Consider the following 26063-nt stretch of genomic DNA (forward strand, 5'->3'; position numbering starts at 1 on the left):
CGGATGGCCGACGTGGCGTCCTGGACGCTGGACGAGCTGGTGCGACGGGTGGCCGCCGGGCTGGCCGATCCCGCGTATCCGGGCGCGCCCAACGGGCGGGTCCGAGGCCTGCCCGATCGGCGGGCTGTCCGCTGGTACACGACGACCGGTCTCGTCGACCGGCCGACCATGCAGGGACGCACGGCGCTGTACAGCCCGCGGCACCTGCTGCAGATCGTTGCGGTGAAACGGCGCCAGGCCGAGGGCCGCTCGCTCGCCGACATCCAGGCCGAACTGGCTGGAGCGACGGACGAGACCCTGCGGAAAGTCGCGGCCGTGCCCGAGGAACTCATCGTGGCGGAGCCGCCCGAGGAGCCGGCGCCGAGTCCGGTTCGCCGGCAACGCTTCTGGGCCGATCCCCCCGCTGCTACCGAACCAGTGGCCAATGGCGACGGCACTGACAGTGTCACGAAGCTGGCGGCCGTGAGCTTGCCCGGCGGGGCGCTGTTGCTGCTGCCCGCCGGATCCGGGGGCGGCGGCCGACCGGACGACGACGACATCGACGCGATCCGTGCGGCCGCCCGGCCGCTGCTCGAACTGCTGGCCGAGCGTGGCCTGCTGCCCCCCGATGAACGGAGCACCACATGACCGTCCGCATCACGTCGATGACCGACGCTGAGACCGATCGGGTGGCCGCCCCGGACGACGAGGCCGGGTTTGGCGCGCTGAGCACCGAGCGCGGCAACCTGCCGCTGGAACGCATCGACGTGCGCGCCGAGATCACCGCGCTCACCAGCCAAGTCGAACTGACGCAGGACTTCGTCAACGCCTTTGACGTACCCCTGGAAGCCAGCTACGTGTTCCCGCTGCCGGATCGAGGGGCGGTCACGCGGATGCAGATGACGGCCGACGGGCGGGTCGTCGACGCCGAACTGCGGGAGCGGGGGGCCGCCCGACAGGCCTACGACGACGCCATCGCGTCGGGGCGGCGCGCGTCCATCGCCGAGGAGGAGCGGCCCGATGTTTTCACCATGCGGGTCGGCAACATCCTGCCCGGCGAACGGGTCAGCGTCGCGCTGACGCTCGTCATCCCTCTGGCCTACGCGGACGGCGAGGCGACGTTCCGTTTTCCGCTTGTGGTTGCGCCGCGGTACATTCCGGGCCGCGCGCTCGCGGACATCGCGGTCGGCGACGGCCACGCCGACGACACCGACGCGGTGCCCGACGCGTCGCGCATCACGCCACCCGTGCTGCTGCCCGGTTTCCCGCACCCGGTTCCGCTGTCCATCGAGGTCGGCATCGACCCCGCCGGTCTCACGCTGTCGGAGGTCCGGTCGAGCCTGCACGCCGTGTCCACCGACGACGGGCGGATACGGGTACACCCCGGCGAGCGGGCCAACCGGGATTTCGTGCTGCGGTTGCGGTACGGCGCCGACGGGCTCACCGATTCGCTGGTGCTGGTGCCTGATTCGGAGGGCGACGAGGGAACCTATCAGCTCACCGTGCTGCCGCCGGCGTCCAGCGCGCCGCCACGCCCGCGGGACCTGGTGCTGGTGCTCGACCGCTCCGGCAGCATGGCCGGTTGGAAGATGGTGGCGGCCCGCCGGGCCGCGGCGCGCATCGTCGACACGCTGACCAGCGGGGATCGGTTCGCGGTCTTGACATTTGACGATCGGATCGACCGACCCGCCGGGTTGCCCGACGGGCTGGTCGAGGCCAGCGACCGGCACCGGTACCGCGCTGTCGAGCACCTCGCCCGCGTCGACGCGCGCGGCGGCACCGAGCTGGTCGCACCGTTGCGGCAGGCTCTCGCGTTGTTGGGCGGGTCGCGCAACGGCGAGGCCCGCGACGCCGTCGTCGTCCTCGTGACCGACGGCCAGGTCGGCAGCGAGGACCAACTCCTGCACGAGCTGTCCGGCGACCTGCGCCGGGTGCGCGTGCATGCGGTCGGCGTCGACCAGGCCGTCAACGCCGGATTCCTTTGGCGCCTGGCCAGTGTCGGCGGCGGCCGTTGTGAACTGGTGGAAAGCGAGGACCGCCTCGACGAGGCGATGGACGCGATTCACCGCCGCATCGGCGCGCCGCTCGCGCACTCGTTGTCGCTGCGCGCGGAGGGGCTGGCCGTCACCGAGGACACCGCGAGCCCCGCTCGGCTGCCGGACCTGTTCCCGGGGGTGCCGCTGGTGGTGAGCGGGCGGTATCGGGGGAGCGCGTCCGGCTCCGTGACCCTCCGCGGCGCGACGGGGGACGGCGGCGACTGGTCTGCCACCGTCGCCGGACGGCGCCTTGATGCCCCGGCCGTTGCGGCGCAGTGGGCCCGGGCGCATCTGCGCGACCTCGAGGACCGCTTCGCGTCGGCTCCCGCGGAGGACTTGGAGAGGCGGATTGTCGCTACGTCGTTGCGGTTTGGCGTGTTGTGCAGGTTCACGGCATTCGTTGCGGTGGATAGCCGTGTCGTGACCGACGGTGAAGTGCCGCACCGCGTGATGCAGCCCGTCGAGGTGCCGGCCGGTTGGGAGCAGCCCGCCGACCACGCCGACATGGTGTTTGCGGCCGCCGCGCCGCGGACCCTGCTGGCCGAGCCCGCCGTGGCGGCGAGTCGACCCGTTCCGTCCGTCAAGGAGGCAGGCAAGTCACAAGCGCGAACGGTCAAGCTGCGCAACGTGATTGCCGCGGTGGTCGCCGGCGCGCTGCTCATCGGCGGCGGCTGGACCTGGTCGGCGAGTCGGGACGGCGGCCACTCCACCGCGACGCGCGACGGCATCGTGAGCGGCAAGATTCCAGCTACGGGGGATACCGGCGCCTCGACCGAGATAAGGGCCGGCGTTCCCGAGAACACCGTCTCGGTACCCGGAGCACCGCCACCGCCGCAGGCTCCCGCGGACGCCACCTACAAACGCGACATCATCACGACGGGATCGATGCAGATGATCGTCGCCGAGCCCACCCAGGTGGCCGACCGGCTCGTCACCGCGGTCACCGACGCCGGCGGCCGCGTGGATTCGCGGTCGGAGCGGTCCGGATCGTCCTCGCCGACAGTGGATCTCGTGTTGCGCATCCCCGCCGACAAACTCGACGGTGTTCTGGCCGATGCCAAGAAACTGGGGACCGTCGACTCCATGTCGATCGGGCACAACGACGTGACGTCGCAGCGCGTCGACCTCGATGCCCGCATCGAGGCGTTGCAGACCTCGGTCAATCGACTGCTGGAACTGATGGGGCGCGCCGGCAACGTGGCCGACCTGCTTGCGGCGGAGTCGTCGCTGACCCAGCGGCAGGCCGAGTTGGACTCGCTGCGGGCGCAGCGCGCCACGCTGGGCGACCAGATTTCCTATGCGACGATCAATGTCAGCCTCTCGACCAAACCGACGGTGACTCAGCCTGGTTTCTTGAATGCTCTTCGACACGGCTGGCAGTCGCTGCTCTCCGCTATCCATGGCGTGGTGATGGCTGTCGGATTCCTCATCCCGTGGATACCGGTGTTGGCAGTGGCCGCGTTGGTATCGGTCTTGGTATGGCGCCGCAAGCCGTTTCGGCGAGCTAGCCGGACAGGTTGAATTCTTGGAATCGCGCTAAGGCCAGGTCGCGCTGCGCGGGGTCGAACGCCTCGACGTGCGTGATGCGGCCACCTTCAATAAGGGCGAATTGAATTAGTGGAATCTCGATAACGACGCCGTCGATCGACGTGCCTTTCAGGATGAAGTACACGACAAGGCCCTTCGCCGTTAATGCGAGAATCTCGGCAGGTTCGACCCAATAGCCGGGTACGAGCGCCTCGATCATCCGGCCGGATGCCATATGATCGGCTACCGTTTCGACGCCCGGACTGGCCAGTTGTCGATGGTTAACGTGAGTTGCGCCTTCAGCCAGCACGGCGAGCGCTTTCCGGTCGCGTCGGTTGATGATCTCGGTCACCCGCTGTGCAAACTCAACGATCTCGGGATGGGCGACCTCTCCGGATGCGATCCAGCAAGCGGTGAGTTCGGCGAACGCGTCGTTGATGTCATCGGGATCGAAGCTGACGCTGTTGAGCATCAGCCCGCAGTCGTCGACCTCGGCGACTTGCAAGAACTCTACGGTGATCGGTCGATCGGCGTAATCGGTGTCCCGGTAACGGACATGGATTAGCGTGAGGCGGGATCCCCTGACGGCGATGGGGTCCACTGTTACCCGAACGCTGGCCGGGACGCTCTCGAGCATCGCTTGCACGGCCTTACGACGTTCTGGGCCTTGGAATTCATCGCGTAGACCTTTTCGCCGGTCCTCGAAGCGCAAGTCCGCGTTGGTGAGCGCAAGGAATCCGTCCATGTCACGACGATTTGTCGCGTCGGCCATTCGAGACCATGTCCGTGTGGCGGAGTTCTCAAGTCGCGGCGCCCGGTTGAGTTCATCGAATCTCGCGAGCGCGGCTTCAAGGTCCTCTTCGTCGAATAGCTCGCAACAGTTGATCAGGTCCCCCGCGACCGTCAGAATTCCGATCTCCCGCCATTCGGCGTGGAAGCCATCTTGCGACGTCCCCGTCATCACATGGGTGACGACGACTCCCAAGTCGCTGAGCCGATGCACAGTCTCGATGTAGGTGGGGGTGTCGGGCGTTAGATCCCTTCCGGCGCGGAGGTACGCCGTCATGTCACCGGGCGAAAACGCGATCCCTCGCCTGTGGTCGGCGTTCGCCCAATCGGCGGTCGTCGGATAAAGCTCGTGCCGGTTGAACGCGGCGAAAATGCGAACGATCACCGACCACGTGCGCGCGTGGGCGGCGGCTTCGCCGGCGACGTAGCGAGCATCGAGCCTTTCGAAGGCGGCGTCGATGTCGTCAAGGTCGAAGAGCTCGGCCGCGGTGAGCCGGTTGTCGGCGTCGATCTCGACGATGCCGATCATCGGGGTGCTGGTCTCTCCGGGTTCAAAGCCACGGACCGAGGACCAAACGCGAATGAGGGCGAGGCGTTGCCCGCGGGTAGCGATGACGGTCGACGCGATGCCTTCGAATCCGACCTCGGCGACTGCTCGATAGTTTGCGACGTGTGCATCACGACCGCGTAGGACACCGGCGTTGACGACCCGACGGTGATCAAATGTGGAAAAGTCGTCGGTCATTGTCTCGGCCATCGCGGCCCAGTCTCGGGTCGTGAAGCAGGCCCATTCGCGTTCTACCGCCTGGCTTGCCGCGTTTTCGAGTCGGCGCGTCTGCGGCCGAAGTTCGTCAAAGCGGGCGAGCGCGGCGTCGAGGTCCGCTTCGTCGAACGTCTCAATACGGTTGATCGAATCCCCTTCGACGGTCAGGATCCCGAGCTCGCGCCACTCGGCGACGACGCCGTCTTTCGACGTCCCTTTCGTCGCGTGCGTGATGACGGCTCCGAGGTCGTTGAGCCGATGCACAACCTCGAGTCGGTTCTTGACGTCCGGCGCGATGTCCCACGTCGCACCGATGTAAGCGGTCATGTCGCCGGGTGCGAAACCCACCGCGCGTCGGTGATCGATGTTGACCCACTCCGGCGTCGTCGGGAACATTTCTCGCCGATTGAATGCCGCGCAAGCGGCCGCGATGACCGACCACGTGTGCGCGTGGGCGGCCGCTTCACCGGCGAGGTATCGCGCGTCGAGCTCGTCGAAGGCAGCGTCAATGTCGGCAAGATCGAATATGACCATTGTGACGATCCGCTCGTCGGCGTCGATCTCGACGATGCCGAGCCACTCGGCGCCGACCTCGCCGAGCGAAAAGCCGCGGTTGAAGGCACGGGCATGAGCGAGGGCAAGGCGCTCGCTGCGGGTCGCGATAACACTCAACGATATTGTCTGTGCACCAACCTCGACGGCGGCTTGCAGGTCCGCGATGTGCACACGGCCCCGCCGAATCCCTGCGTTCACGACACGACGGCGATCGTCCACGACGACGTCGTCGGCCAGCAGCTCCGCCATAGCGGCCCAGTCATGCGCCGCGAAACACGCCTGGTATCGCTCGACTATTCGGCCTGCCGCGTTTTCCAGCCGTGGTGGCTGCCGATGCAATTCGTCGAAGCGGGCGAGTGCGGCGTCGAGGTCGGCCTCGTCGAAAACTTCGACGCGCCTTACCAAGTCGCCTTCGACCGTGAAAACGTCGATCATCCGGGACTCGATATCAAGCCCCTCTTTCGAGGTCCCTTTCAAGGCTTGGGTGACGACGGCTCCGAGTTCGCTCAGCCGATGCACACTCTCGGCGATGTAGCTGCTGACATCCATGAGGTCCCACGTGGCACGGATGTTTGCGGTCAGATCACTCGCATCGTTGGTTACTAGCGGACGATGATCGATGTAGACCGAATCCGCTGTCGTCGAGGGAAATTCGTGACGGTTGAATGCGGCGTAGGTTTGGGCGATAACCGACCAGGTGTGCGCGTGGGCGGCGCCTTCTCCGGCGAGATAGCGTTCCTCGAGTTCTTTGAGGGCGGCGTCAATGTTGTCGGGGTCGAACGAGACTAATGCGACAGCCCGCCCGTCCGAGTCGCTCTCGACAACCGAGAGAAACTCCGCGAAAAACTCGTCGGGCTCCGGGTCTCCGAACGAGAAACGCCCGAGCGCGAGGCGCTCCCCGCGGATTGCCATGATGGCCTGCGTTGTGTTTGTGGTCCACACGTCGGCGATCGCCCGCATGTCCGCCAGTTGGGCGTCTCTGCCATATCGCACCCCAGCGCCCACCACCCGACGGCGATCGTCATTGGAGAAGTCTTCGGCCATCCATTCCGTCATGCCATCCCAGTCGCCCGACGCGAAGCACGCCCGAAAGCGCTCGATCCCTCGGGTCACAGCGTTTTCCAGCCGCCGTGGCTGTGGTTGCAATTCCTCAAACCTCGCGAGCGCGGCATCGAGGTCTGCCTCGTCGAACATCTCGCATCGGCTGAGTACGTCGCCTTCGACCGCAAATATGTCGGTTATGCGCCACTCGGCGTCGAACCCGTCGTGTGAGGTCCCGGACGCAGTATGGGTGACAACCACCCCGATGTCGGTCAGCCGGTGAACGGTCTCAACGTAGAGGCGGTTGTGCGCCATGTCTGCCATCACAGCGCGGAGATAAGCCTTGAGGTCACCGGGTGGGACCGCAGCCAGCGACCGATGGTCGATGTCTACGAAGTTGGGTGTCGTCGAGGGGATTTCACGCCGGTTTACCGTGGCGAAAGCCTTCGCGACGACCGACCAGGTGTGCGCGTGGGCGGCCGCTTCACCGGCGAGGTATCGGGCGTCGAGCTCGTCGAATGCGGCGCCGATGTCGTCAACGTCGAAATAGACACCGGCGGCGATCCGGTCGTCGGAGCTGATCTCGAGAACGCGAAGTATCTCGGTGTGAAACGGCTCCGGCGTTTGGTCGCGACCCGAGAAACGGACACGATCGAGCATGAGGCGCTCCCCCCGGGTCGCGATGACGGTCGACGTCAGGTTCTCGATTCCGATGTCGAAGCTGGCCCGTAGATGCGCAACGTTTACATCCCGGCCCCGTTGGACTCCGGCACCAACGACCCGACGGCGATCGTCAGTGATGATGTCAGCCGCCGCGATGGCCCAGATGCCCGCCCAGTCGCCGGCTGCCAAGCACGCCTGAAAGTGATCGCACACTCGGGTTGCCGCGTTTTCCAGCCGATGCGTGCTCGGCTGCAGCTCCTCAAATCTTGCAAGCGCGGCGTCGAGGTCTGGCTCATCGAACAGCTCGCAGCGGTTGGCTCGATCACCTTCGAATGTGACAAGAACGATTTGTCGCCACTCCGCTTCGAAGCCCTCGTGGGAAATTCCATACGCCTTTTGCGTGACGACGGCTCCGATGTTTGTCAACCGATGCACCGTCTCGGCATACATTTTGACGTCCGGCACCAGTTCCCACGTGGCACCGGCGTAGTCGATGAGGTCGCCCGGCTCGAACGCCCTCCCGCGCCGGTGGTCGATGTTGACGAAATCGGGCGTAGATGCAGGCATCTCATGCCGGTTGAGCGCCGCGTAGCACTGTCCCATAAGCGACCACGTGTGCTCGTGGGCGCCCGCTTCGCCGGCGAGGTAGCGCGCATCGAGTCCCTCGAAGGCAGCGTCGACGTCATCGATGTCGAACACGACGTACGCCGCAATTCGGTTGGCGTCGTTCGTCTCGACAATGGCGAGCGCTTCAGCGTGGAACGCCTCAGGCTGCTGTGTTTGGCTTGTGAAGGTGAAACGAAAGAGCGCGAGGCGCTCACCGCGCGTCGCGATTACGGTCGAACCCACATCAGGGGTCCAGATGTCAGCGGTGGCATGCCAATTCGCCATCTCTACGTCTCGGCCCCTTCGGATGCCGGCGTTTACGGTGTGTCGGCGGTCATCGGAGAAAATGTCGTCGGTGAGTTGTTCCGCCATGGCGTCCCAGTTGTGGACCGCAAAGTGTGCTCGGAAGCGGTCGGCCACCCGGGTTGCCGCGTTTTCTAGCCGCGGTGCCGGTGGTTTAAGTTCGTCGAAACGCGCGATCGCGGTGTCCAGGTCCGCCTCGTCGAACAGTTCGGAACGGCTGAAATTACCGCCTTCCACCGTCAGCACGTGGACATCACGCCACTCGGCGTCGAAGCCCTCTTGTGAGATCCCGCGCGCCACATGGGTGACGACCGCTCCGATCTTGCTCAGCCGGTGCACGGCGACGATATATATCTTGGTGTCGGGCGAGTCGTCCCATGCCGCTTGGATGTACGCGAGCATGTCGCCGGCGGCGAACGCTGCTCCGCGACGGTGGTCGACGTTCACCCAGTCCGGCGTCGTCGCTGCGGACTCGCGCCGATTGAACGCGTCGTAAGCAGCCGCGACGACGGACCACGTGTGCCGGTGGGCGGCCGCCTCGCCCGCGAGGTATCGGGCGTCGAGTTCGGCGAAAGCTGCGTCGGTGTCGTCGAGATCGAACACTACAACGCCTGCGATTCGCTCGTCGGCGTCGATCCCGACGATGCTGAGGGCATCGTTTTGAATCGCCTCGGGTTCCTGGCCCGAGACGCGAACTCGTGTGAGCGCAAGGCGGTCCCCGCGAATTGCTAGGACGGCCACATCCGTCATCGTGAAGCCGACATCAACGGTCGCCTGCGCATCTTTGATGTTGGCATCTCGCCCATGCAGGATCCCGGCGTTCACCACTCGCCGGCGATCGTCGACGGAAACGTTCTCGGCCGATATTTGAGCCACGGCGTGCCAGTCGCCGGCCGCAATGTAAGAGTAGAGGCGCTGCCACACCCGCGTTGCAGAGTTCTCCAGCCGCGGTGCGGGCCGGCTGAGCTGTTCGAACCTCGCGAGCGCGACGTCGAGGTCCGCCTCATCGAAGACTTCGCACCGGTTAAGCATGTCGCCTTCCACCGTTCCGACCGTTATCACGCGCCACTCGGCGTCGAAGCCCTCCTGCGAGGTCTCACGCGAAGCGTTGGTGACGACGGCTCCGATGTCGTTCAGGCGATGCACAGCCTCGACGGAATGCCTCAGGTCAGCTGTGAGGTTCCACGCGGCGTCAAGTAACGCAGGCATTTCACCGGACGCAAACGATGCTCCTCGGCGGTGGTCAATCGTCACCCAATCCGGCTTCGTCGAAGGCATTTCATGCCTATTGAGTGCGGCGTAGGCCCGCGTGAAGACGGACCACGTCCGTGCGTGGGCCGCCGCATCCCCGGCTAGATAACGGGCATCGAGTTCCTGGATGGCAGTGTCGAAATCACTAGAGTCGAATGCGATCAGCGCCGAAATCTGCGCGCCGGCGTTGATCTCGACTACATATAGGAGATCGACGCGGAACGCGTCGGGTTCCTCGTCGATGCGTGCAAACCGGATACGGGTGAGGACAAGGCGATCCCCCCGCGTGGCGACGGGGTCTGACGCCGCTTGCGCGATCTCCAGGTCGGCGGCGGTCTGAAACTGCCTGATCATTGCATCCCTACCGCGCTGCGTTCCAGCGCTAAGCACAGGGCGGCGATCGTCGCCGTAAAAGTCGTCGGAAACTAGCTCGGCCACCGCGTCCCAGTCGCGTGTTGAGAAGTGCGCCAACAATCGCTCGACCGCTTGGCTTGCCTCGTTTTCCAGCCGAGGCACGGGCCGACTCAGCTGTTCGAACCTCGCGATCGCGGAGTCGAGGTCAGACTCATCGAAGAGCTCGCAACGGCTGAGTAAGTCACCATCGACCGTGAGGAGGAAGACTTCCCGCCACTCGGCATCAAAGCCCGCTATCGAGCTTCCACGCGTGACATGAGTGACGACCGCTCCCAGGAAAGTCAGCCGGTGCACAGCCTCGATATAGGTGCTGCCGTTTTGTGCGAGATCCCAAGTGGCGCGGACATACGCGATCAGGTCACCGGCCGCGAACTTTGCCCCGCGGCGGTGGTCGGTACTCGCGAAGTCTGGCGTCGTTGCGGCGATTTCATGTTGGTTCAGCGCGGTGTACGCTCCTGCGATGACCGACCATGTCTGGCCGTTGGCGGCCGCATCGCCGGCGAGGTACCGGGTATCGAGCTCCTCGATGGCGGCATCAATGTCGTTGACGTCGAACATAACGTGGGCAGAAATCTGGGTGTCGGTGATCTCGACAACGCTGATCACGTCGTAAGCCTCGGCCCAGTCGCGGAAAGACACATCGTGACGACAGAGGACGAGGCGCTCTCCACGAGTCGCGATCGTGGTCGGCGCGATGTTTACGATCCCAATGTCGGCAAATGACTGCATGTTCGCGATTTCGGCGTCCCGCCCGCGGCGAACCCCCGCGTTAACCACTCGTCGACGGTCGTCCGTCAGAAAGTCGTCGGTCAGCGTTTCGGCCATGACGTCCCAGTCGCGGGCGGCAAAGCGGGCGAAGTAGCGCTCGAGCACTCGGCTTGCCGCGTTCTCCAGCCGCGCCGGCCGGCTGAGTTGATCGAACCTCGCGATCGCAGTGTCCAGGTCTGCCTCGTCGAAGACCTCGCAGCGGTCGAACAAGTTACCGTTAACCGTGAACAGCATGACCTCTCGCCACTCGGCATTGAAGCCCTCGTGTGAGGTTCCGCGTCCCTCGTGAGTGACGACCACTCCAAGATCGCTCAGCCGATGCACGGATTCGATGTAGAAAACGATGCCTTGGTCGAGATCCCAACCGGCACGGAGGTATTCGACCATGTCATCGGGCGCGAAAGCTGCTCCCCGACGATGGTCTCTAGACACGAAGCCCGGCGTCGTGGCGGGGAGTTCGCGTCGGTTGATCGCGGCATAGGCGCCTAACATGGCGGCCCACATGTGAGAGTGGGCCGCCGCCTCACCGGCAAGATAGCGCGCGTCGAGTTCGGCGATGGCGGCATCGAAATCCTCGACGTCGAATGTCACGGTCGTCGCGATCCGCGCGGCTGCATCGATCTCGACGACGTTAAGGGCGTCGTTTTGAATCGCCCCGGAGTCGCGGCCGGCGGCGCGAACACGTGCGAGGACGAGGCGCTCGCCGCGGATCGCGATCGCGCTCACCATCGAGATCGTGAAGCCGACCTCGGTGGCTGCCTGGAGATCGTTGATCACGGAATCTCGCCCATGCTGTGTCCCGGCATTCACGACCCGTCGGCGATCAATGCCGGAGTAATTTTCGGCCACCATTTCGGCCATGGCGTCCCAGTCGCGGTTCGCGAAGTGCGACCAGACGTGCTCGAATACGCGCGCCGCTGCGTTTTCTAGCCGCCGTGCGTTCGGCTGCCCTTCTTCGAATCGGGTGTGCAGCGCGTCGAGTTCGGCGAGTGCCGCGTCCATGTCATCGACGTCGAACCACACCTGCAGTGCGACTAGGCCCGACTCGTCGATGCCGTATATCTGAAGTAATTCGTCCTGCGGCGACCCGGGGCTCGCGTCGGCTGTGCCCACGACCAATCGATTGAGGGCCAGGCGCTCGCCTCGCACGGCGATAATGTCCGAAGTGACGTGCATCCCGCTCGTCTCGAGATTGAGCCTATTTTGATGTACCCAGTCCGAAGGGAGGTCGATCGGCGTGAAGCCGACGACCTTCCGGCGACTCTCGAGGCGTGCGTCCGGTGCAAACAGTCGCTCGAACTCGTCCCAGGCTCCGCTATCAACAGCAGCCATCACGCGTTCGCCCGCTCGTACGCATGCGTTGTCCAGCTTGACGGTCGGAGCTTCCGGTACGGCCGGGGTAGACGGGAAGGTGCGCTCACCGAGTATGCCACGCGCCTTCTCAGCAAGCGCCGCAGCGCCTTTCCGCTCCCATAGGCCGACCGCGCGCTCGGCAGCGGCTCGTGCTCCGACGACGTCGCCGGCGGCGGCCAAAACGGTTGCCAGCGCCAGACATGCGTCGCCGTGATCGACCAACGCGTCGGTGCGCTCGGCCACGCTGACAGCGTCCCCGGCGACCCGCCGGGCCTCCTCGTGGTCACCCCCGCGCGACAGCAGCTGCGCCCGAAGCGTGCGCCAGGCGATTGAGGGCTTCAGGGCGTGCCCGGCCAGACGCTCACTCTCGGTGCATAATTCGTTGGCCTCGGCATCTCGACCTAGCAACAGACAGGCGCGGCCCAGCAGCGCGGCGGTTTCGGCGGTGTCGGCGTCAAGGCCCATGCGGCGAAAGCCGTTGTAGGCCTTGCGCAGATGCGGCTCGGCGGCGGCAGGATCATCGACGACCAGCTCGACGATGCCGGCGAACTGCTCGACCTCGAGGAGGGCATGACGCAGGCCGAGCTCGGTGACCGTGCGCCGGGCGGAGTCGATCATCCGCCGTGCCGCCGCGGCACGGCCGCGGAAGGCCTCCAACACGGCCTGGCACCGCGTCGACGTCGCCTCGACCGCCGGCGAGTCGGTCGTTATTCGCAAGAGCCGCACCACGTCAAGGCACCGCCCGCCCGCGCGCGGGACCGGGTTGGGTCCCCACAGCGCCGCGAGTGGCGCATTCGCCAAAACCGCGTTCACCCGGCGGTGTTCGCGTGCGCGCCGCGCCGCGGTCAGGGCGTCGTCAAGGGCGACTTCGCAGTCGCCGATTCTCCCGAGCCGTGCCAGGCAGCCGGCTCGAACGGTGTGTGCCTTCGCTTCGCCTGCGGCATCGTCCAATTCGGCCAGCTTGGCGGCAGCCGCGCCCACGGCGGCCTCGACCTCGTCCAATCGCTCGGGATCGGTCAGCATCGACAGCTGGCCGTCGAAACACGTCGCCCAGGCCACTAGCCGGGCGGAATTGACTGTGGTTCCTTGCAGTTGAGAGACAGCACCGGCCGCGGAAGTCACGTCACCCGCGGCCAGCAGCGCCTCGCAGCGCGCGACCAGCAGCTCGGCGGTCTGATCGTCGCGGTCGGGCAGCTCGTCGTCGATTTCCTCCAGTGCGTGCAGCGCCCGATCGTAAAGGTCGGCCGCGCCCTCGTAGGCCAGGCGCGCCATCGCCTGGTCCGCCGCACGCCGGCAGTACTCGACGGCCTTGACCGCGTTTCCCGCCCAAGCACATTCGAAGTAGTGGTGAGCCAGCTCGGCGAGCAGCTCGTCGTCAGCGCCGGGCTCGTTCTCCAGCGTCGTCGCGATGCGCTGGTGCAGCCGCATCCGTCGCACCGAGGGCAGCTCGGCGAGCAGCGATTGCCGGACGAGGGCGTGGTTGAACCGGTAACGACCGCCGGGTTCTTCGATCACAATGCCTGCTTTGCATGCCTCGTCGAAAGGGTCGACGAGGTCGTCCCCTACCACACGTTCGACGAGCTCCAAGGCGAACCGGCTACCGACGACCGCGGCCGCGGCAAGGGCTTTGTTCGTCTCCGGCGTCAGGCGAGAAAGGCGGCGGCTCACCGCCTCCCGGACACCTTGCGGCAGGGTGCTCGGATCCCACCGGCCGCCGCTTTCCTCGACGTGGCGCAGGGCCTCGATGAGGAAGAACGGGTTGCCACCCGTGACGGACGCCAACGCCCGCGCCAACTCCGCGTCGTTGTAGCCGGCCTTGGCGACGTAGTCGGTCACGTCCTCCTCGTCGAGGCCGCCGAGCTGAAGGCGGTTCGCGGTGCCGTCGCGGTGCAGGTCGGCGAGCATGGCCGAAAGGGGGTGGGAGCGATCGAGGTCGGTGCCGCGGTACGTCCCGATGATCTGGACGCGGGCCCGGTCGCCGAATCGCAGCAGATGCCGCAACAGGAGCAGCGTGGGCTTGGCCGCCCAATGTAGATCGTCGAGGATTAGGACGACGGGCGCGCTCGCCGAAGCGACGCCCAGCAGCGCGACGACGGCGTCGAAGAGTGCGTAGCGCTCGGTGTCCGGGTCGGCACGGGTCGGCGCGGCCAGATCGGGCAGTACATCGCTCAGCCCGGGAACCAGGGGGAGTAGCGCTTCCACGCCGCGCAGCTCACGAAGCCGACTGCTACCGAGGCACGGCACCAGCGAACGCAGGGCTTCCGCGAACGGCTGGTACGGCGCACCGAGGTCCTCGTCGCAGCGCCCGTAAATGACAAGGGCGCCTTGGTCGTAGGCCTGTCGGGACCATTCGCCGGCCAGGCGCGTCTTGCCGACACCCGGTTCGCCGGCGATCAGCATCGCGTTCGTGCCACCGGCGAGCGCGGTCTGCCACGCGGAAAAAAGCCGCTCGAGCTCTTGCCCGCGACCGACGAACGGCCCCGGGCCGGCCAGCACCGCGGGCAGGCCCGGGCGTTCCAGCGGCGCCTCGCCCGGGACGTCCTCACCACGTTCGTCCGCGGTTTCCGGCCGGAGCTCGAAGACGTGCTCCGGGCGCGCGAGGTTGCGCAGCTGGCGCGTGCCGAGGTCGGCGAGCACGACATCGTCGGGCAGGGAGTCGATCACGAGCTCGGCGGTCGCACCCGAGCACAGGATCTGGCCGCCCGCCGCCAACGACCGCAGCCGCGCGGCGCGGTTGACCGCCCTTCCGAAGTAGTCGCCGTCGCGGAACTCGGCCTCCCCGGTGTGCAATGCCACGCGGACGCGCATGGGCTCCCGCAGCGCCCACGGCTCGTGAACGATCGCGTCCTGCAGCTCCAGAGCGGCGGCGGCGGCCGCGGACGGCCGCTCGAAGACCGAGAACGTGGCATCACCCTCACCGCGGGTCTTGATCAGCCGCCCGCCGCGGGACGTGACGACCTGTTCGACGAGCTCGTCGTGGCGTGCGAGCGCTAGCCCCATGGCGTCGGCCTCCGCCTCCCATGCGGCGGTCGACCCCTCGATGTCCGTCAGCAGAAAGGTCACCGCGCGGGTCACCGACGGAACGTTTTGCGCGCCAGGTGTTTCCAGCGAGGCGTCCTGCGCCACGATCGCAGCCTCCAGCCGGCGCAGCTCCGGCCCGGGATCGACGCCCAGTTCGTCGGCCAGCAGGGTCCGCGCCCGCTGGTAGGCGCCCAGAGCCTCACCCTGCCTGCCGGCGCGGTAGAGGGCGAGCATCAGCTGGGCCCACCGCCTTTCGCGCAGCGGCGCATCGGCCACCGCGGCCTCGAGCTCGCCGATGATCTCGGCGGCTCGTCCCGTCGCCAGAAGCGCATCGGCCCGGTCCTCCACCAGCGCGGCGTGGCCCTCGATCCACCGCGTCTTCTCGGACGTTCCCCGGCGCCCGTCGGGCAGCTCGGGGATGCCGCGCCAGAGCTCGAGCGCCTCCTCGAAGCGGGCCACCGCCTGGCCGGTGTCGCCGGCCGCGGCGGCATCGCGCCCCCGTCGCGCGGCCGACTTGTAGCGCGAGGCGTCAACCTCGCTGTCGGCCAGGGTCCAACCGGCGCCTTCCGTCAACACGAACCCATCGCCCAGGGTGCGGCGCAGCGAGGAGATATGGGTCTGCAGGGCCTTGGCTGCCGTTCGCGGGGGATCCTCGCCCCACAGCAGCTCGACGAGCGCGTCGGCCGACACGACCGAACCGACGTGCAGCCCGAGCATGGTGAGGATCGCGCGGGGCTTGGCGCCCGGAATCGTGACCGGCGCGCCAGCTCGCCGGACCTGGAGAGGTCCCAAAACCCCCAGTTCCACCTCTAGAAGAGTAGTCACGTCCGCAATCGTCGGTAAGGCGATTCAACAAGCAGTCAAGATCGAGTAAAGGCTGGCTCACCTGCGATTCTGATCGTGCGGGACCGTGGCCTTATATGGCGAGCAGCAACATGATCTCCTGGGAACACCAGACCTCGCGCTATGGGCTGGTTTCGCGGAACCTAACGGATCGGCAAGTCCGACCAAATCTGCGCGCGGGAACCAACTCGGTTCTTCAGACGGCGAGTCCGAGGAATACCAGGAGCGCGCGGTTGAGTCGAATCACGTCCCCGTCCGATAGGCGACCGACCAGCTGACTCAGGCTGGCGCGGGGAACCGTCGTTACCTTGTCGATCATTAGTTGGCTGGTCTGAGCCAACCCGGTGCTGTCCGAGGGTTGCACAGGAATTCGAAGCAGTGGCGCCTCGACGTCGCTCGTGGTGAACGGCACGACGGTGACGGAGGCGGTTGCGTCGAACCGGTCATCTTGAATGACCACCACCGGCCGCGGCTTCCCGCTGTAAGCACCGCGTGCCGCGGCCGTGTAGATGTCGCCTCGTCGCATCGTTAGGTGGCGTCATCCCAGTCGACCGAGACGGCGTCGACGAAAGCCTGGTCGTCGAGATCCTGTTCGCAAGCGGCGACAAGTGCCGACTGGCGATGCGCCTCGCGAACGAACTCTGGGGCGCTCACATCGGGGACCCAAATTTGGATTGGCCGCAGGCCTCGTTGGCGTAGCCGTTCGCGATGTCGTCGAACGCGATCGCGGGCAGGTGACATGGATCCCATGTTACATGTAACGCGGCGTCGGGGCCTGATCGATATAGACGCGTCCCATCACACGGCCGAACAATAAGTTGGCAGTTCTTGCCAATGCGATTGTCGCGGGGCCGCGCCGCCCTCCCGCCTTGGCCGGTCACACCTCGACAGCGGCGGCAATCTTGTTGACGACCTCGCCCGCTTGGTCGGTGGTGTCGAATCCACACCAAAGCGTGTCGATGACGACGTTGTTACGCACTCCCAACGCGCGTTCGCACGAGAAGCCACGGCCGGTGTCGAGGGTCTGCACGAGGCTCAAGGTGCTCTCGGTCGCAGCCAGCCCGCCGAACTTCCAGGCGACGGGGTTGTCGCCGGGCTGGGTGATGGTCAACGGCCGGTTGGCGCAGGCGGCCCACCGCGGTTTGGCCTGGCTGAAGAACTGCTGGGCCACGTCGGCGTCGCGGAACCTGACCACGGCCTGCAGCAGCGCGTGCTTCTTCTGGTCGGCTTTCGCGCGAGCGTTGTCGAGGAACTGCCCTTCCAGCGCGACCCAGCCGTTGTCCCGGTAGACGCTGGCCTCGACCGGCGAGTAGGCGTCCAGGCAATTGCGGTCGGAGACCACGTCGTCGCTGTGCGACATCTCGGAGATCGGCCGGCGCAGTGCCATGGCGGTCGTCTGCCCGACGGCGTTGACGTCCTTGGCGCTTAACAGCAGGTTCGTCAAGCGCGCGTTGAGGATTGGCGCCGGTTGCCAATGGCCCAGGTTCGGCGCCGCCACGGGACGCCCGGCGGCGGACACCGTGCAGCCGGTCAGCATCAGGCACAGACCCACCACGGCGAGAAGGATGCGGTGGGTGCGCGCGGCACCGACGTCCGCCGCCTTCACTGATGTTGCAGTCATTTGCTGTTCTCCTGCCCGGTCCACTCCCCGCACAACACCGCAACTGCGATTTAAATTCACAGTGTGGTCTCGTGCGGCACCGCTCGCGCTCAACTATGAAGTTATGAACAGCAAAAGCGGGTGTGAAATGCCGGTTATGAGCTATCTATGCGTTTTCGCATGAACTCAGACTGTCGCAAAGCTCACTTCGGGCCTGGATAGACGATCGCCTGCGCCACGCTGCCGCCATTGACGGTCGGCCCGAGGAACGCGGTGAACGTGTTTGCCTCGGGATCGTAGGCCAGCAACGAAGTGCCGGGACCGCAGCCGGCCTTGCCAACCAGGACCAGCTTGTCACCGCTCACGCCGTCCACGATCACGCTGTCGGACACGCCCGGCACCTTGACTCGCGTGGTGTGCCCGTCGGGAGTCAGGCGGGACAGGAACACGCTGCCGCACGCGCCGATCGACTGCAGGAACGTGCCGCTCGGCAACTCCCATGCGTCGGTGTCGCCGAGGTCGCCGTTGAACCCGGGATCGTTTCCCGCTCCCGAGTTGACCGCGGTCAGCGCGGTCGGCGTGGTGCCGTCGATGGGCACTCGCCACAGCTGGCCGATGTGGGAAAACGGGGCGATATCGGTGCACTGGGCGAGGATCACGGTCGGTGAGGTCCACCATCGAACCGGTGAGCACGCGGTGAGGTTCCCGGGTACTGGGAGCTCCTTCCCGGGCGTCCCGTCGTTGCCCATCAGGGCAAGGCCTTTGGTTGTACCGAGGACCAGCTGCGTGCCGTCGGGTGTCGGCAGGGCTCCACCCTGATAGTCCGGCCCCAGCGGATAAGTCAGCTCCTGCTTGCCGGAGAGGTCGACGCGTTGGAGCGAGCGAGGCCGATTCGGGTAGTGCCCCTTGCTGATCAACACGGACGTGCCGTCGTTGCGCGCATAGCGGACGGGGCCACCATCGACGACGGCGAACGTGGTCTGGCTGCCACTGCGAAGGTCGACCGCAATGACCGATTCGTCGTACACGGATCCCGATTTGGTCGAGTACATCAGGGCGTGGGTCCGATCCCCGGACCAGTCGATCAGACGGGCGGTGGAGCCGGGCGGGAACGTGGTGATCGGGTACCGCCCACCGGCCGGGTCGACCAGGTACAGCGTCGTGGTGACCTTGTTCGCGTCGGGCTCGTTCGGGTCTCGTTTCGCGCCCGGCTGATGGCTGATGGCCGGGCTCCATAGGGCGAGCATCCAACCCGGCCCGACCCGCGACCAGGGGATCGTGTCGATGGCGGCCTCCACACCGTGGGCAACCGGCGGTGTTTCCATCGCGGGCGCGCTCGACGGGCCATGCGCCATGGGAGTTGCGGTCGACGGCGCGCATCCGGCCGCCAGCACCGCGGCCAGCGCGATCACGCCGACACGACCGCGCCATGCCGCGACACGCCCTTGGATTCGCTTGCGATTCATGCTGATTCGTTCCTTCCTAAGTCAGGATTGATGCGAGTTCGATGCGGGGCACTGCGAGCTTGTGTGGTCCGGCGTTGTCATGCACCACTTGGTCTTGGCCGAAGAAGAAGATCACCGCGTCGTCGGTTATCCCGAAGTTTTGGTAGGTCGTCTCGTCGAGATCGGCGGCCGGTGCGTCAAATTCGGCCCGCACGATCGGGTTGAGCAACTCCAGTGGTTTTGCGCCGGGCTTGAACAACGTGTCGAACGTGATCGGGACGTGCTTGGCGAGGTCGAAGTTGAACGCTCGGAACGTGGTGTTCGGGTGGCCCTCGTGCGCGAGGCCGGTGTCGTTGTCGATCTTGAGCACCAGGCTTTGGGTGCCGGCGTCCGGCTTTCCCGAGCGGTAGGTCTTGGCGGTCACGGCGTACAGATACGGCCGATCGCGCCCACCGTGCGGGCCGAACTTGGCGACCCAGTCGACGAATTCGTCGCGATTCCGTTTCAGGAACGCGGCTACGGCCGGCATCTCCGGGTAGTCGACGGGGAAGCTCATCTGGATCTGGTAGCTGGGGGTGGTGCTCCGCACCTGGCACATCCCGTTGGGGCCAATGTTTCCGCCCAGATCGGTGCATGCCGATTGTCCCTGCGCCGCAGCCGATGTGGCCGCCACAGACGGCGTCGGTGCGCCGGCGGTGGTCGAGGAACATCCCGCCATTGACAGTGCCGCCGCGGCGAGCCCAACCGTCAGGGCTCGGGTGACCAATCTCTTCATGGGTATAAGGCTGCGGAGGAGGCCTTGCGCGATTCTTGCGCGAGCCTTGCGCGTCAGTTGACGGCCTGAACTCCGTCGCGCGTCATCGTGAGGTCGCCGCAGCTGATGTTCGCCGCCGAAGTCCATGCCGGGTCTTGAGCCGACGTCGCGGTGGCGGTATCCGAGCGACCGATCGTCGCGGTCGCGCCATCGAGGTCAATCTCGGTGCGGCGCACGGTCAACAGGGGCGTGCCGTGTTCGTCGCGAAGCTGTAGCAATCCGACCAGGCGGCGGCCGTCGCCGAGGTCGCTGCAGCCGATGCCGTCGCCATTGCCCCTGCGGTGGCCGCGGTCGAATCGGAATTCCGCGCCCTGCGGGTCGACCACGGGGGTGATGGTGCAGCCCGACACCGCATAGAGGATCGCCTCCCGGCCGGCGTCGACGATGATCTGGTGGTTGCCGTCCTGTTGGGCGTCGATCAGCAGCGCGGAGCGCCGAAGGGGGCTGGGGCTCTGTATCTTTGCCTCGCCGTAGCCCTGGGCGGTCGTGATGCCGACGACCATGTCCGTGATCCACAGCCTGGCCGGCTGGCCGTAGACGTCGCTGACGTCCCTGCTCGCCGCACCGGGCGGGGGCCCGCCCGACCCGCACCCCGCGTCGGCGATTGCGGGCGGCGCGATGAGAACACCGAGTGACGCCATCGCGCCGGCGAGGAAAAGCGGCAGCTTCGCAGTCATTTGTGGGCCTCTGGTTCAAGTTTGACCACGTTGTGGTTGCCGATGTCGGCGACGTAGACGCCGCCCGCGGCGTCCACCGCGACCGTTACCGGCTGATTGAGGCCACCGAACGGCAGCACGATCGGCTTGTCCGCCCCGGCCGCCAACTTCAGCACCTGCTTGCGCTCCGCGTCCACCACATACACGCCTCCGGCGGAGTCCACCGCCATGCCTCCGACACCGCCAACGTCAAGCGGCAGCACCGTTTGGGTGTCCGTGCCCGCGGCCAGCTTCAGCACTTGTTTGAACTCGCCCGCGTACACGTTTCCGGCGGCGTCCACCGCCATTTCGCCGAGGCCGAGAATGTGTGTGAACGGCAACACCTTTGGGGTGTGCGACCCCGCCTCGGCCTTCACCACGTTGACACGCCTGCAGCACCCGCCGTCGGGGTACACCCCGCCTCCGTCGGTGCCGTAGGCCCCGCCGGCGGAATCCACCGCGAGAACTTCGCTGCGCAAGCCGAGATCGGGCAGTGGCAGCACGGTCTGGGGGCTCGACCCCGCCGCCAGCTTCACCAACTGCTCGTGTCCCGCGTCGAGGACCCACACGCCGCCCGCGGAATCCGCCATCAGGTCGGCGTTAACGAACTGCGGCACCACCGTTTGGGTGGTCGACCCTGCCGGCAGCTCGATCACGCGGGTGGTCACGGAGGGCAGTCCCGCGTCGCCCTTCGAGTGATGAAGGTCGGTGACGTACACGTTGCCCGCGGTGTCCACCGCCAGACTGTGCGGACTTTCGAGGCCGGTGAACGGCAGCACGGTCTGTCGGGGGGCGGGGGCTGGCGTCTGTCCACTTGGCGAGATGGTCGACGCCGCGTTGGGGGTGCTCGTCGAGCATGCGGCGCCGAACGTGGCAGTCGCGATGGTCAGCGCCGCTATCAGCAGGCGTTTTCTAAGTCGTTGGTGGCGTGCGGTTTTGGTCATGTCGGCGGCCCTCTCTACCGCTGGCCCTGATAGGGCACCGCGTGGATGACACCACCGCCGTTGACCGGCGGCCCGAGCAACACGGTAGAGGTGCCTGCGGCGGGGTTGAAGTCGATCAGTGCCTGACCGCCCCCGCAGCCGGCCCTGGCTTTGAGCTCGAGGTGGCCGTCGTAGACGCCGAGCACGGCGACGCTGTCGCTTTTCGCCTCGGGCACCGAGACCTTCGATGTGGTGCCGTCGTCGTTGACCTTGGCGAGGAAGATGACGCCGCACGCCCCGGTTGCCTGAACGTACCTGCCGGCGGGGACCCGCCACGCGTTCAAGTCGCCGTAGTCGGGACGGTGCTGCCCGTCGTTCGGCGCGGTGAGCGCGGTCGGTGTCCCCCCGTCGATGGGCACCAGCCACAGCTGTGATCCGGCGGAGCCGCTGCAGCGCGCGACGGCGATCGTCGAGTCGGCGTCCCAAAAGCGCGTCGGTGTGCAGTCCGACGCGCCGGCGATCGGCAGCGCCTTGCCGGCCGCGCCGTCGTTGCCCATGAGAGCCAAGCCGGCGGCCGTGCCGAGCACCAGCTGCGTGCCGTCCGGAGTGGACAGGTACCCGTCGAAGTCCTGCCCCACCGGATACGTCATCTGATGGTTGCCGGCGAGGTCGACTCGTTCGAGCGACCCGGGCCTCGACTCCTTCCACTTGTAGAGCAGCACCGCCTTGCCGTCGGGGAGCGTGTAGCGCGGATTGACGCCGATGCGGTCGACGGTGAACGTGGTCTTCGCGCCGCTGCGCACGTCGACCTCGGTGACGACCGTCCGGTCAGTCTCCTCCGTGGAGAACAGGGCGCGCGTCCCGTCGCCCGACCAGTCGACCAGCTTCGGGCTTTGACCCTTGCCCGGCGCCGGGAAGGTGGTAATCGGGTAGCGGCCACCGGCGGGGTCGACCAGGTACAGCGTGGTCGTTGCCGTCTCCCAGGTCGGTGTGCCGGGCGGAGGCGTCTCGCCGGGATGCAAGCCGGGAACCGGGCTCCACATGGCGAGCATCCAACCGGGACCGACCTGCGACCAGGGGACGGTTGCGAGCGGGGCCTCGACGCCGTGGGCCGCCATCGGCTGAGAGTTTTCGGGTTCGGCGTGCGAGGCCGGTGCCAGGGTGATCGAGGCGGCGGCGGTGGCCATTGCCATCAGCGCCAACATCGCGCGGGACATGGTGGTCATATCGGGCTCCTGAAGAACGTGTCCGGGTCTTTGCTGCCCGGTCACGTAGAGGCTGCGGCGCCGACCTTGCGCGTTTCTTGCGCCAACCTTGTGTGGGGTGACGACCCGCCCGGGATGGCTCTCGCAGCAAAGAGCTGCATCGCCCGGCCGCCTCAGGAGCTACCAACAATCAAGCGCGCGACGGTCCCGAACGTGACGCCTAAAACCGCATTTCGAGATTGGCGCCTCTTCGCCGTCGTGTAGCTCGTGCGCACCTCTTGCGAGGGGGTCAGCTTCACCTGCTCGGCAATGCCCCGACTGAGTCAAAGCCGCCGACCTCACATTAGAGACTAGAAGTCAAGCAATCCGTTGAAAATCATACGATCCGCATAGTAAACTGCTCCGATCCCCGGGGTGACGGTGAAGACGCACGGACTGTTCGACCGAGGAGTCAACTATGTCGTCGCTCAGCATCGCGCCGGACCTCCTGGCCACAGCGAGCGGAAACCTGGAAAAGTTGGGGGCTGCGCTGCGCAGCGCGAATGCGGCGGCGGCGAGCCAAACAACCGCCATCGCGGCGCCGGCTGCTGATGAGGTGTCAGCGGCAATCACGGCGCTCTTTGGTGCACAAGCCCAAGAATTTCAAGCCCTCAGCGCCAACGCCTCAGCGTTTCACGACCAATTTGTGAGCCTATTGAGTGGCGCGGCTGCTCAATATGTGAGCACCGAGGCAGCAAACGCTCAGCAGACGCTCGTGAACGCGGTGAACACACCTGCTCAGGCCCTGCTGGGCCATCCGTTGATTGGAATCGGTCAGGGGGCCGCCGCCGCCGCGAATCCCGCGGGGTTTTTGGCTAACGCTTGGAGTGACTTTAAAGGTTGGGTGGTAGGCGAGGTGAAAGATTGGGCGACAGGTAAGGCGGAGGACGAGGCCCTTGGCGCGGCTGGTATTCACAACACCCAGAGCGTCTCCTTTTCGAACTACGGTGACGGTGAGGCAGTGAGCGTGACTGACCTTGAGACCCTACAGCCTCAGACACTCTTCGGTCCCGGACCGACCGTGACGTTGTATGGGGGTCAGGGCACCGCCGCCCTGGATGGTCATGGAGGAGGCTTTGGAGACCTAAAAGCATACTTCTTTGGCTTTAAATGGCACATAACCACGACCCTAACGAATTACCAGTGGTCCCCATTCAGCGTCTCGGTTTCGGTCCCCCTTCAAAACTACTTCCACACACAGGATGCTCTAGACATAATCCATCAATACCAATAGCCGTCCCGGTCGTGACCACGGCGGCGGTAGTCCGCGTAAGGGTTAAACCGCGAACGGGCCACCCGCTGCGATTGCCTAAGACGCTATCGCCGGATAGTCCGCCGGGCGTGGAATACGCGGATGACAGCAGCGACGGGCGCCCGGCTGTCGGTAACACCATCACCATGGTGGGCCTCCACTGGGCGATGGTCACCGTTCGACAAGTCCGCGGTTGGTAACTGAGGCGTTCTCGATGATGACGCGGCGGCGCTAATCCAGTTTCACCCATGCCGCTTGCGAGCTTGGCGAGCACCCGTTAGCGCGTTGCCCTTCGGGGACATCTCCCGCTGGCGTCGACGTCGGCTTCTAACTTGGCTTGGGCGGCTTGACGGCCTGGTTCGGTGCAGGCGGTGCGGTCGCAGGTAGCGGGAGCGGTGCGCGGCGGCGTCTTCGGCACGGGTTCTAAAGCCCACAGGAGTCAACCTTCGGGGGTAGCAGGTTGACCCAATTGCCAGGCGCGGTAACGGCGCGCCGCCTTGTTGCCTACCGCCATGCGCGCAGCTATGCGTGAATTATATTGCTTCCCACCATAATTGGCCAGCCAGGTGGCATATCCTGGTGGGAAAGAGCCGATTACAGGCAGACGGGGTTAACAGGGGTGGGAGTTGCCGTGGCAAAGATACCGTGACGAATGGCGGGTAGTGGCAAACCCCGGTTTACCTGCTATCCCTGGTCACACGCATAGCCGGATTGCTGGGTAAACTGCCTCGGTACCCGAGGAATCGAGGCGGTGGTGGTGGACTCGCGCGTCGGTACGACGTTCGGCAATTACAACCTCACGCGTCTGCTCGGCAAGGGCGGCGGCGGGGTGGTGTACGAGGCGTACGACACCCGCAAAGGCCGGACTGTCGCGCTGAAGATCCTCGCCGACGAGCTCTCGACCAACGACACGTTTCGGGCCAGGTTCCAGCGCGAGTCCCAGGCGGCGGCGATGCTGCAGGAGCCGCACGTCATTCCGATCCACGACTGGGGCGAGATCGACGGCAGCCTCTACATCGACATGCGCCTGGTGCAGGGGCAGACGCTACTCGACCTGATTGCTCAGGGCCCGCTCGCACCCGCCCGGGCGGTGGCCATCATCGGGCAGGTCGCCGCCGCGCTGGACGCGGCGCACACCGAGGGATTGATTCATCGCGACGTCAAGCCGCAGAACATCATCGTCACCACGGCCGATTTCGTGTATCTGGTCGACTTCGGCATCGCCCAGACCAAGGGCGACCCCCGGCTGACGACCGTCGGGACTCAGATCGGCACGTTGAATTACATGGCGCCCGAACGGTTTAACGACAGGGCGACGACGCCCGCCGTGGACGTCTACTCCCTGGCGTGCGTGTTGTACGAGGCGCTGACCGGAGACGCCCCGTTCGCCGGCGACAGCCTCGAGCATCTGGTGGCGGGCCACCTCGTCCTGCCGCCCCCGCGACCGAGCGTGGTGAATCGGCGCGTTCCGGCGGCGCTCGACGAAGTCGTCGCCCGCGGCATGGCCAAAGACCCCGACGAGCGCTACGGAACGGCGGGTGCCCTCGCCCGCGCGGCGCAGCGCGCGTTGGGCAGCTCGTCGACCGACGGCGACGGCACCCGCCCGTTTGCCACCGTCGGGCTGGCGTCAGGCGGCGCGACGGAAGAGATCGCCACGGGCGAACTCCCGAAGCGCGGTTCGAGCGAGCGCAAGCGGAGATGGCTGCTGCCGACCGTGATCGGGGTCTCGGCCGCCCTGATTCTCGCGGGCATCGGTGTGGCCATCGCGCTCGTCGCCCATTGGCCGAGCGGGCAGCCGCAGACGTCGCCACCGCGCGCCGCGGTGCCCCCGCTGATAACGGGACCGGACCTGAGCGTCCTGCATCAGTCCTGCGACCAAGGCTTCTCCCTGCCGACGGCCACGGGGTTCGGCACCCATGCGGGACGCGGGACCCCGGAAACGTCATGCCTTTTCGCCAACAGCGTCCTGACCTCTTATTGGGCTGAATACGGCAACGCCAGCCCGCTGCCTCGGGCCGTCTCGGCGCCGGGCGCCGTCGACTGCAAGACCGTTCCCGGCGCGCTGTGCAACGGCTCGAACTTCCTCATGCACTGCCAGCAGCACCCGGGTGACAGCTGGATTACCTGCGTCGGGGGCAGCAGCGCCCGCGTGTACCTCTGGTGACGGCGAAGGGACGC

The 26063-nt window shown here is 66.3% G+C and carries 13 protein-coding genes; 4 read left to right on the forward strand and 9 right to left on the reverse strand.

Annotated elements, in window-relative coordinates:
- The first annotated feature begins 3 nt into the window (after positions 1 to 3).
- Together AC5Y4S_RS18430 and AC5Y4S_RS18435 are read left to right on the forward strand one after the other, a co-directional pair.
- Positions 4 to 627: a MerR family transcriptional regulator gene (locus tag AC5Y4S_RS18430; protein WP_500034122.1), complete on the forward strand. Its 624-nt coding sequence runs from the start codon at positions 4 to 6 to the stop codon at positions 625 to 627.
- Positions 624 to 3536, forward strand: a complete 2913-nt coding sequence (locus AC5Y4S_RS18435; RefSeq protein WP_500034123.1) for a DUF4349 domain-containing protein — start codon at positions 624 to 626, stop codon at positions 3534 to 3536. The genes AC5Y4S_RS18430 and AC5Y4S_RS18435 overlap by 4 nt, the downstream gene beginning before the upstream one ends.
- On the opposite strand, the gene AC5Y4S_RS18440 is transcribed toward AC5Y4S_RS18435, so the two are convergent.
- From AC5Y4S_RS18440 to AC5Y4S_RS18480, 9 genes are all read right to left on the reverse strand, one after another.
- Complete coding sequence (locus AC5Y4S_RS18440; protein ID WP_500034124.1) at positions 3520 to 15876, reverse strand: ATP-binding protein; 12357 nt, start codon at positions 15874 to 15876, stop codon at positions 3520 to 3522. The two genes, AC5Y4S_RS18435 and AC5Y4S_RS18440, sit on opposite strands and share 17 nt — an antisense overlap.
- A 232-nt stretch (positions 15877 to 16108) precedes the next feature.
- Positions 16109 to 16438, reverse strand: a complete 330-nt coding sequence (locus AC5Y4S_RS18445; RefSeq protein ID WP_500034125.1) for a type II toxin-antitoxin system PemK/MazF family toxin — start codon at positions 16436 to 16438, stop codon at positions 16109 to 16111.
- Between the two features lie 2 nt (positions 16439 to 16440).
- On the reverse strand, positions 16441 to 16653 hold the full coding sequence (locus tag AC5Y4S_RS18450; protein ID WP_500034126.1) for an antitoxin MazE family protein: 213 nt from the start codon (positions 16651 to 16653) through the stop codon (positions 16441 to 16443).
- Between the two features lie 136 nt (positions 16654 to 16789).
- Entirely contained in the window at positions 16790 to 17533 is a 744-nt protein-coding gene (locus AC5Y4S_RS18455; RefSeq protein ID WP_500034127.1) for a sensor domain-containing protein, read from the reverse strand.
- Between the two features lie 182 nt (positions 17534 to 17715).
- Positions 17716 to 18978, reverse strand: coding sequence for a hypothetical protein (locus AC5Y4S_RS18460; RefSeq protein WP_500034128.1), 1263 nt, complete (start codon positions 18976 to 18978; stop codon positions 17716 to 17718).
- Between the two features lie 16 nt (positions 18979 to 18994).
- Entirely contained in the window at positions 18995 to 19732 is a 738-nt protein-coding gene (locus tag AC5Y4S_RS18465) for an esterase (RefSeq protein WP_500034129.1), read from the reverse strand.
- Positions 19733 to 19785: 53 nt separating this feature from the next.
- On the reverse strand, positions 19786 to 20448 hold the full coding sequence (locus AC5Y4S_RS18470; protein WP_500034130.1) for a hypothetical protein: 663 nt from the start codon (positions 20446 to 20448) through the stop codon (positions 19786 to 19788).
- Positions 20445 to 21410, reverse strand: a complete 966-nt coding sequence (locus AC5Y4S_RS18475; RefSeq protein WP_500034131.1) for an NHL repeat-containing protein — start codon at positions 21408 to 21410, stop codon at positions 20445 to 20447. Before AC5Y4S_RS18475 ends, AC5Y4S_RS18470 begins: the two co-directional genes overlap by 4 nt.
- 14 nt (positions 21411 to 21424) lie before the next feature.
- The gene (locus AC5Y4S_RS18480) at positions 21425 to 22615 is read right to left on the reverse strand and encodes a TolB-like translocation protein (RefSeq protein WP_500034132.1); all 1191 of its coding nucleotides are present in this window, start codon (positions 22613 to 22615) and stop codon (positions 21425 to 21427) included.
- Between the two features lie 436 nt (positions 22616 to 23051).
- On the opposite strand from AC5Y4S_RS18480, the gene AC5Y4S_RS18485 reads away from it, so the two are divergent.
- Both AC5Y4S_RS18485 and AC5Y4S_RS18490 read left to right on the forward strand, forming a co-directional pair.
- Positions 23052 to 23867 carry a PE family protein gene (locus AC5Y4S_RS18485; protein ID WP_500034133.1) on the forward strand — a complete coding sequence of 272 codons (816 nt, stop codon included), beginning with the start codon at positions 23052 to 23054 and terminating at the stop codon, positions 23865 to 23867.
- A gap of 775 nt (positions 23868 to 24642) precedes the next feature.
- Positions 24643 to 26049 (forward strand): serine/threonine-protein kinase, encoded by a 1407-nt coding sequence (locus AC5Y4S_RS18490; RefSeq protein ID WP_500034134.1) that lies wholly within the window; start codon positions 24643 to 24645, stop codon positions 26047 to 26049.
- Positions 26050 to 26063 lie beyond the last annotated feature (14 nt).

Source organism: Mycobacterium sp. NGS64 (genome assembly GCF_059812245.1).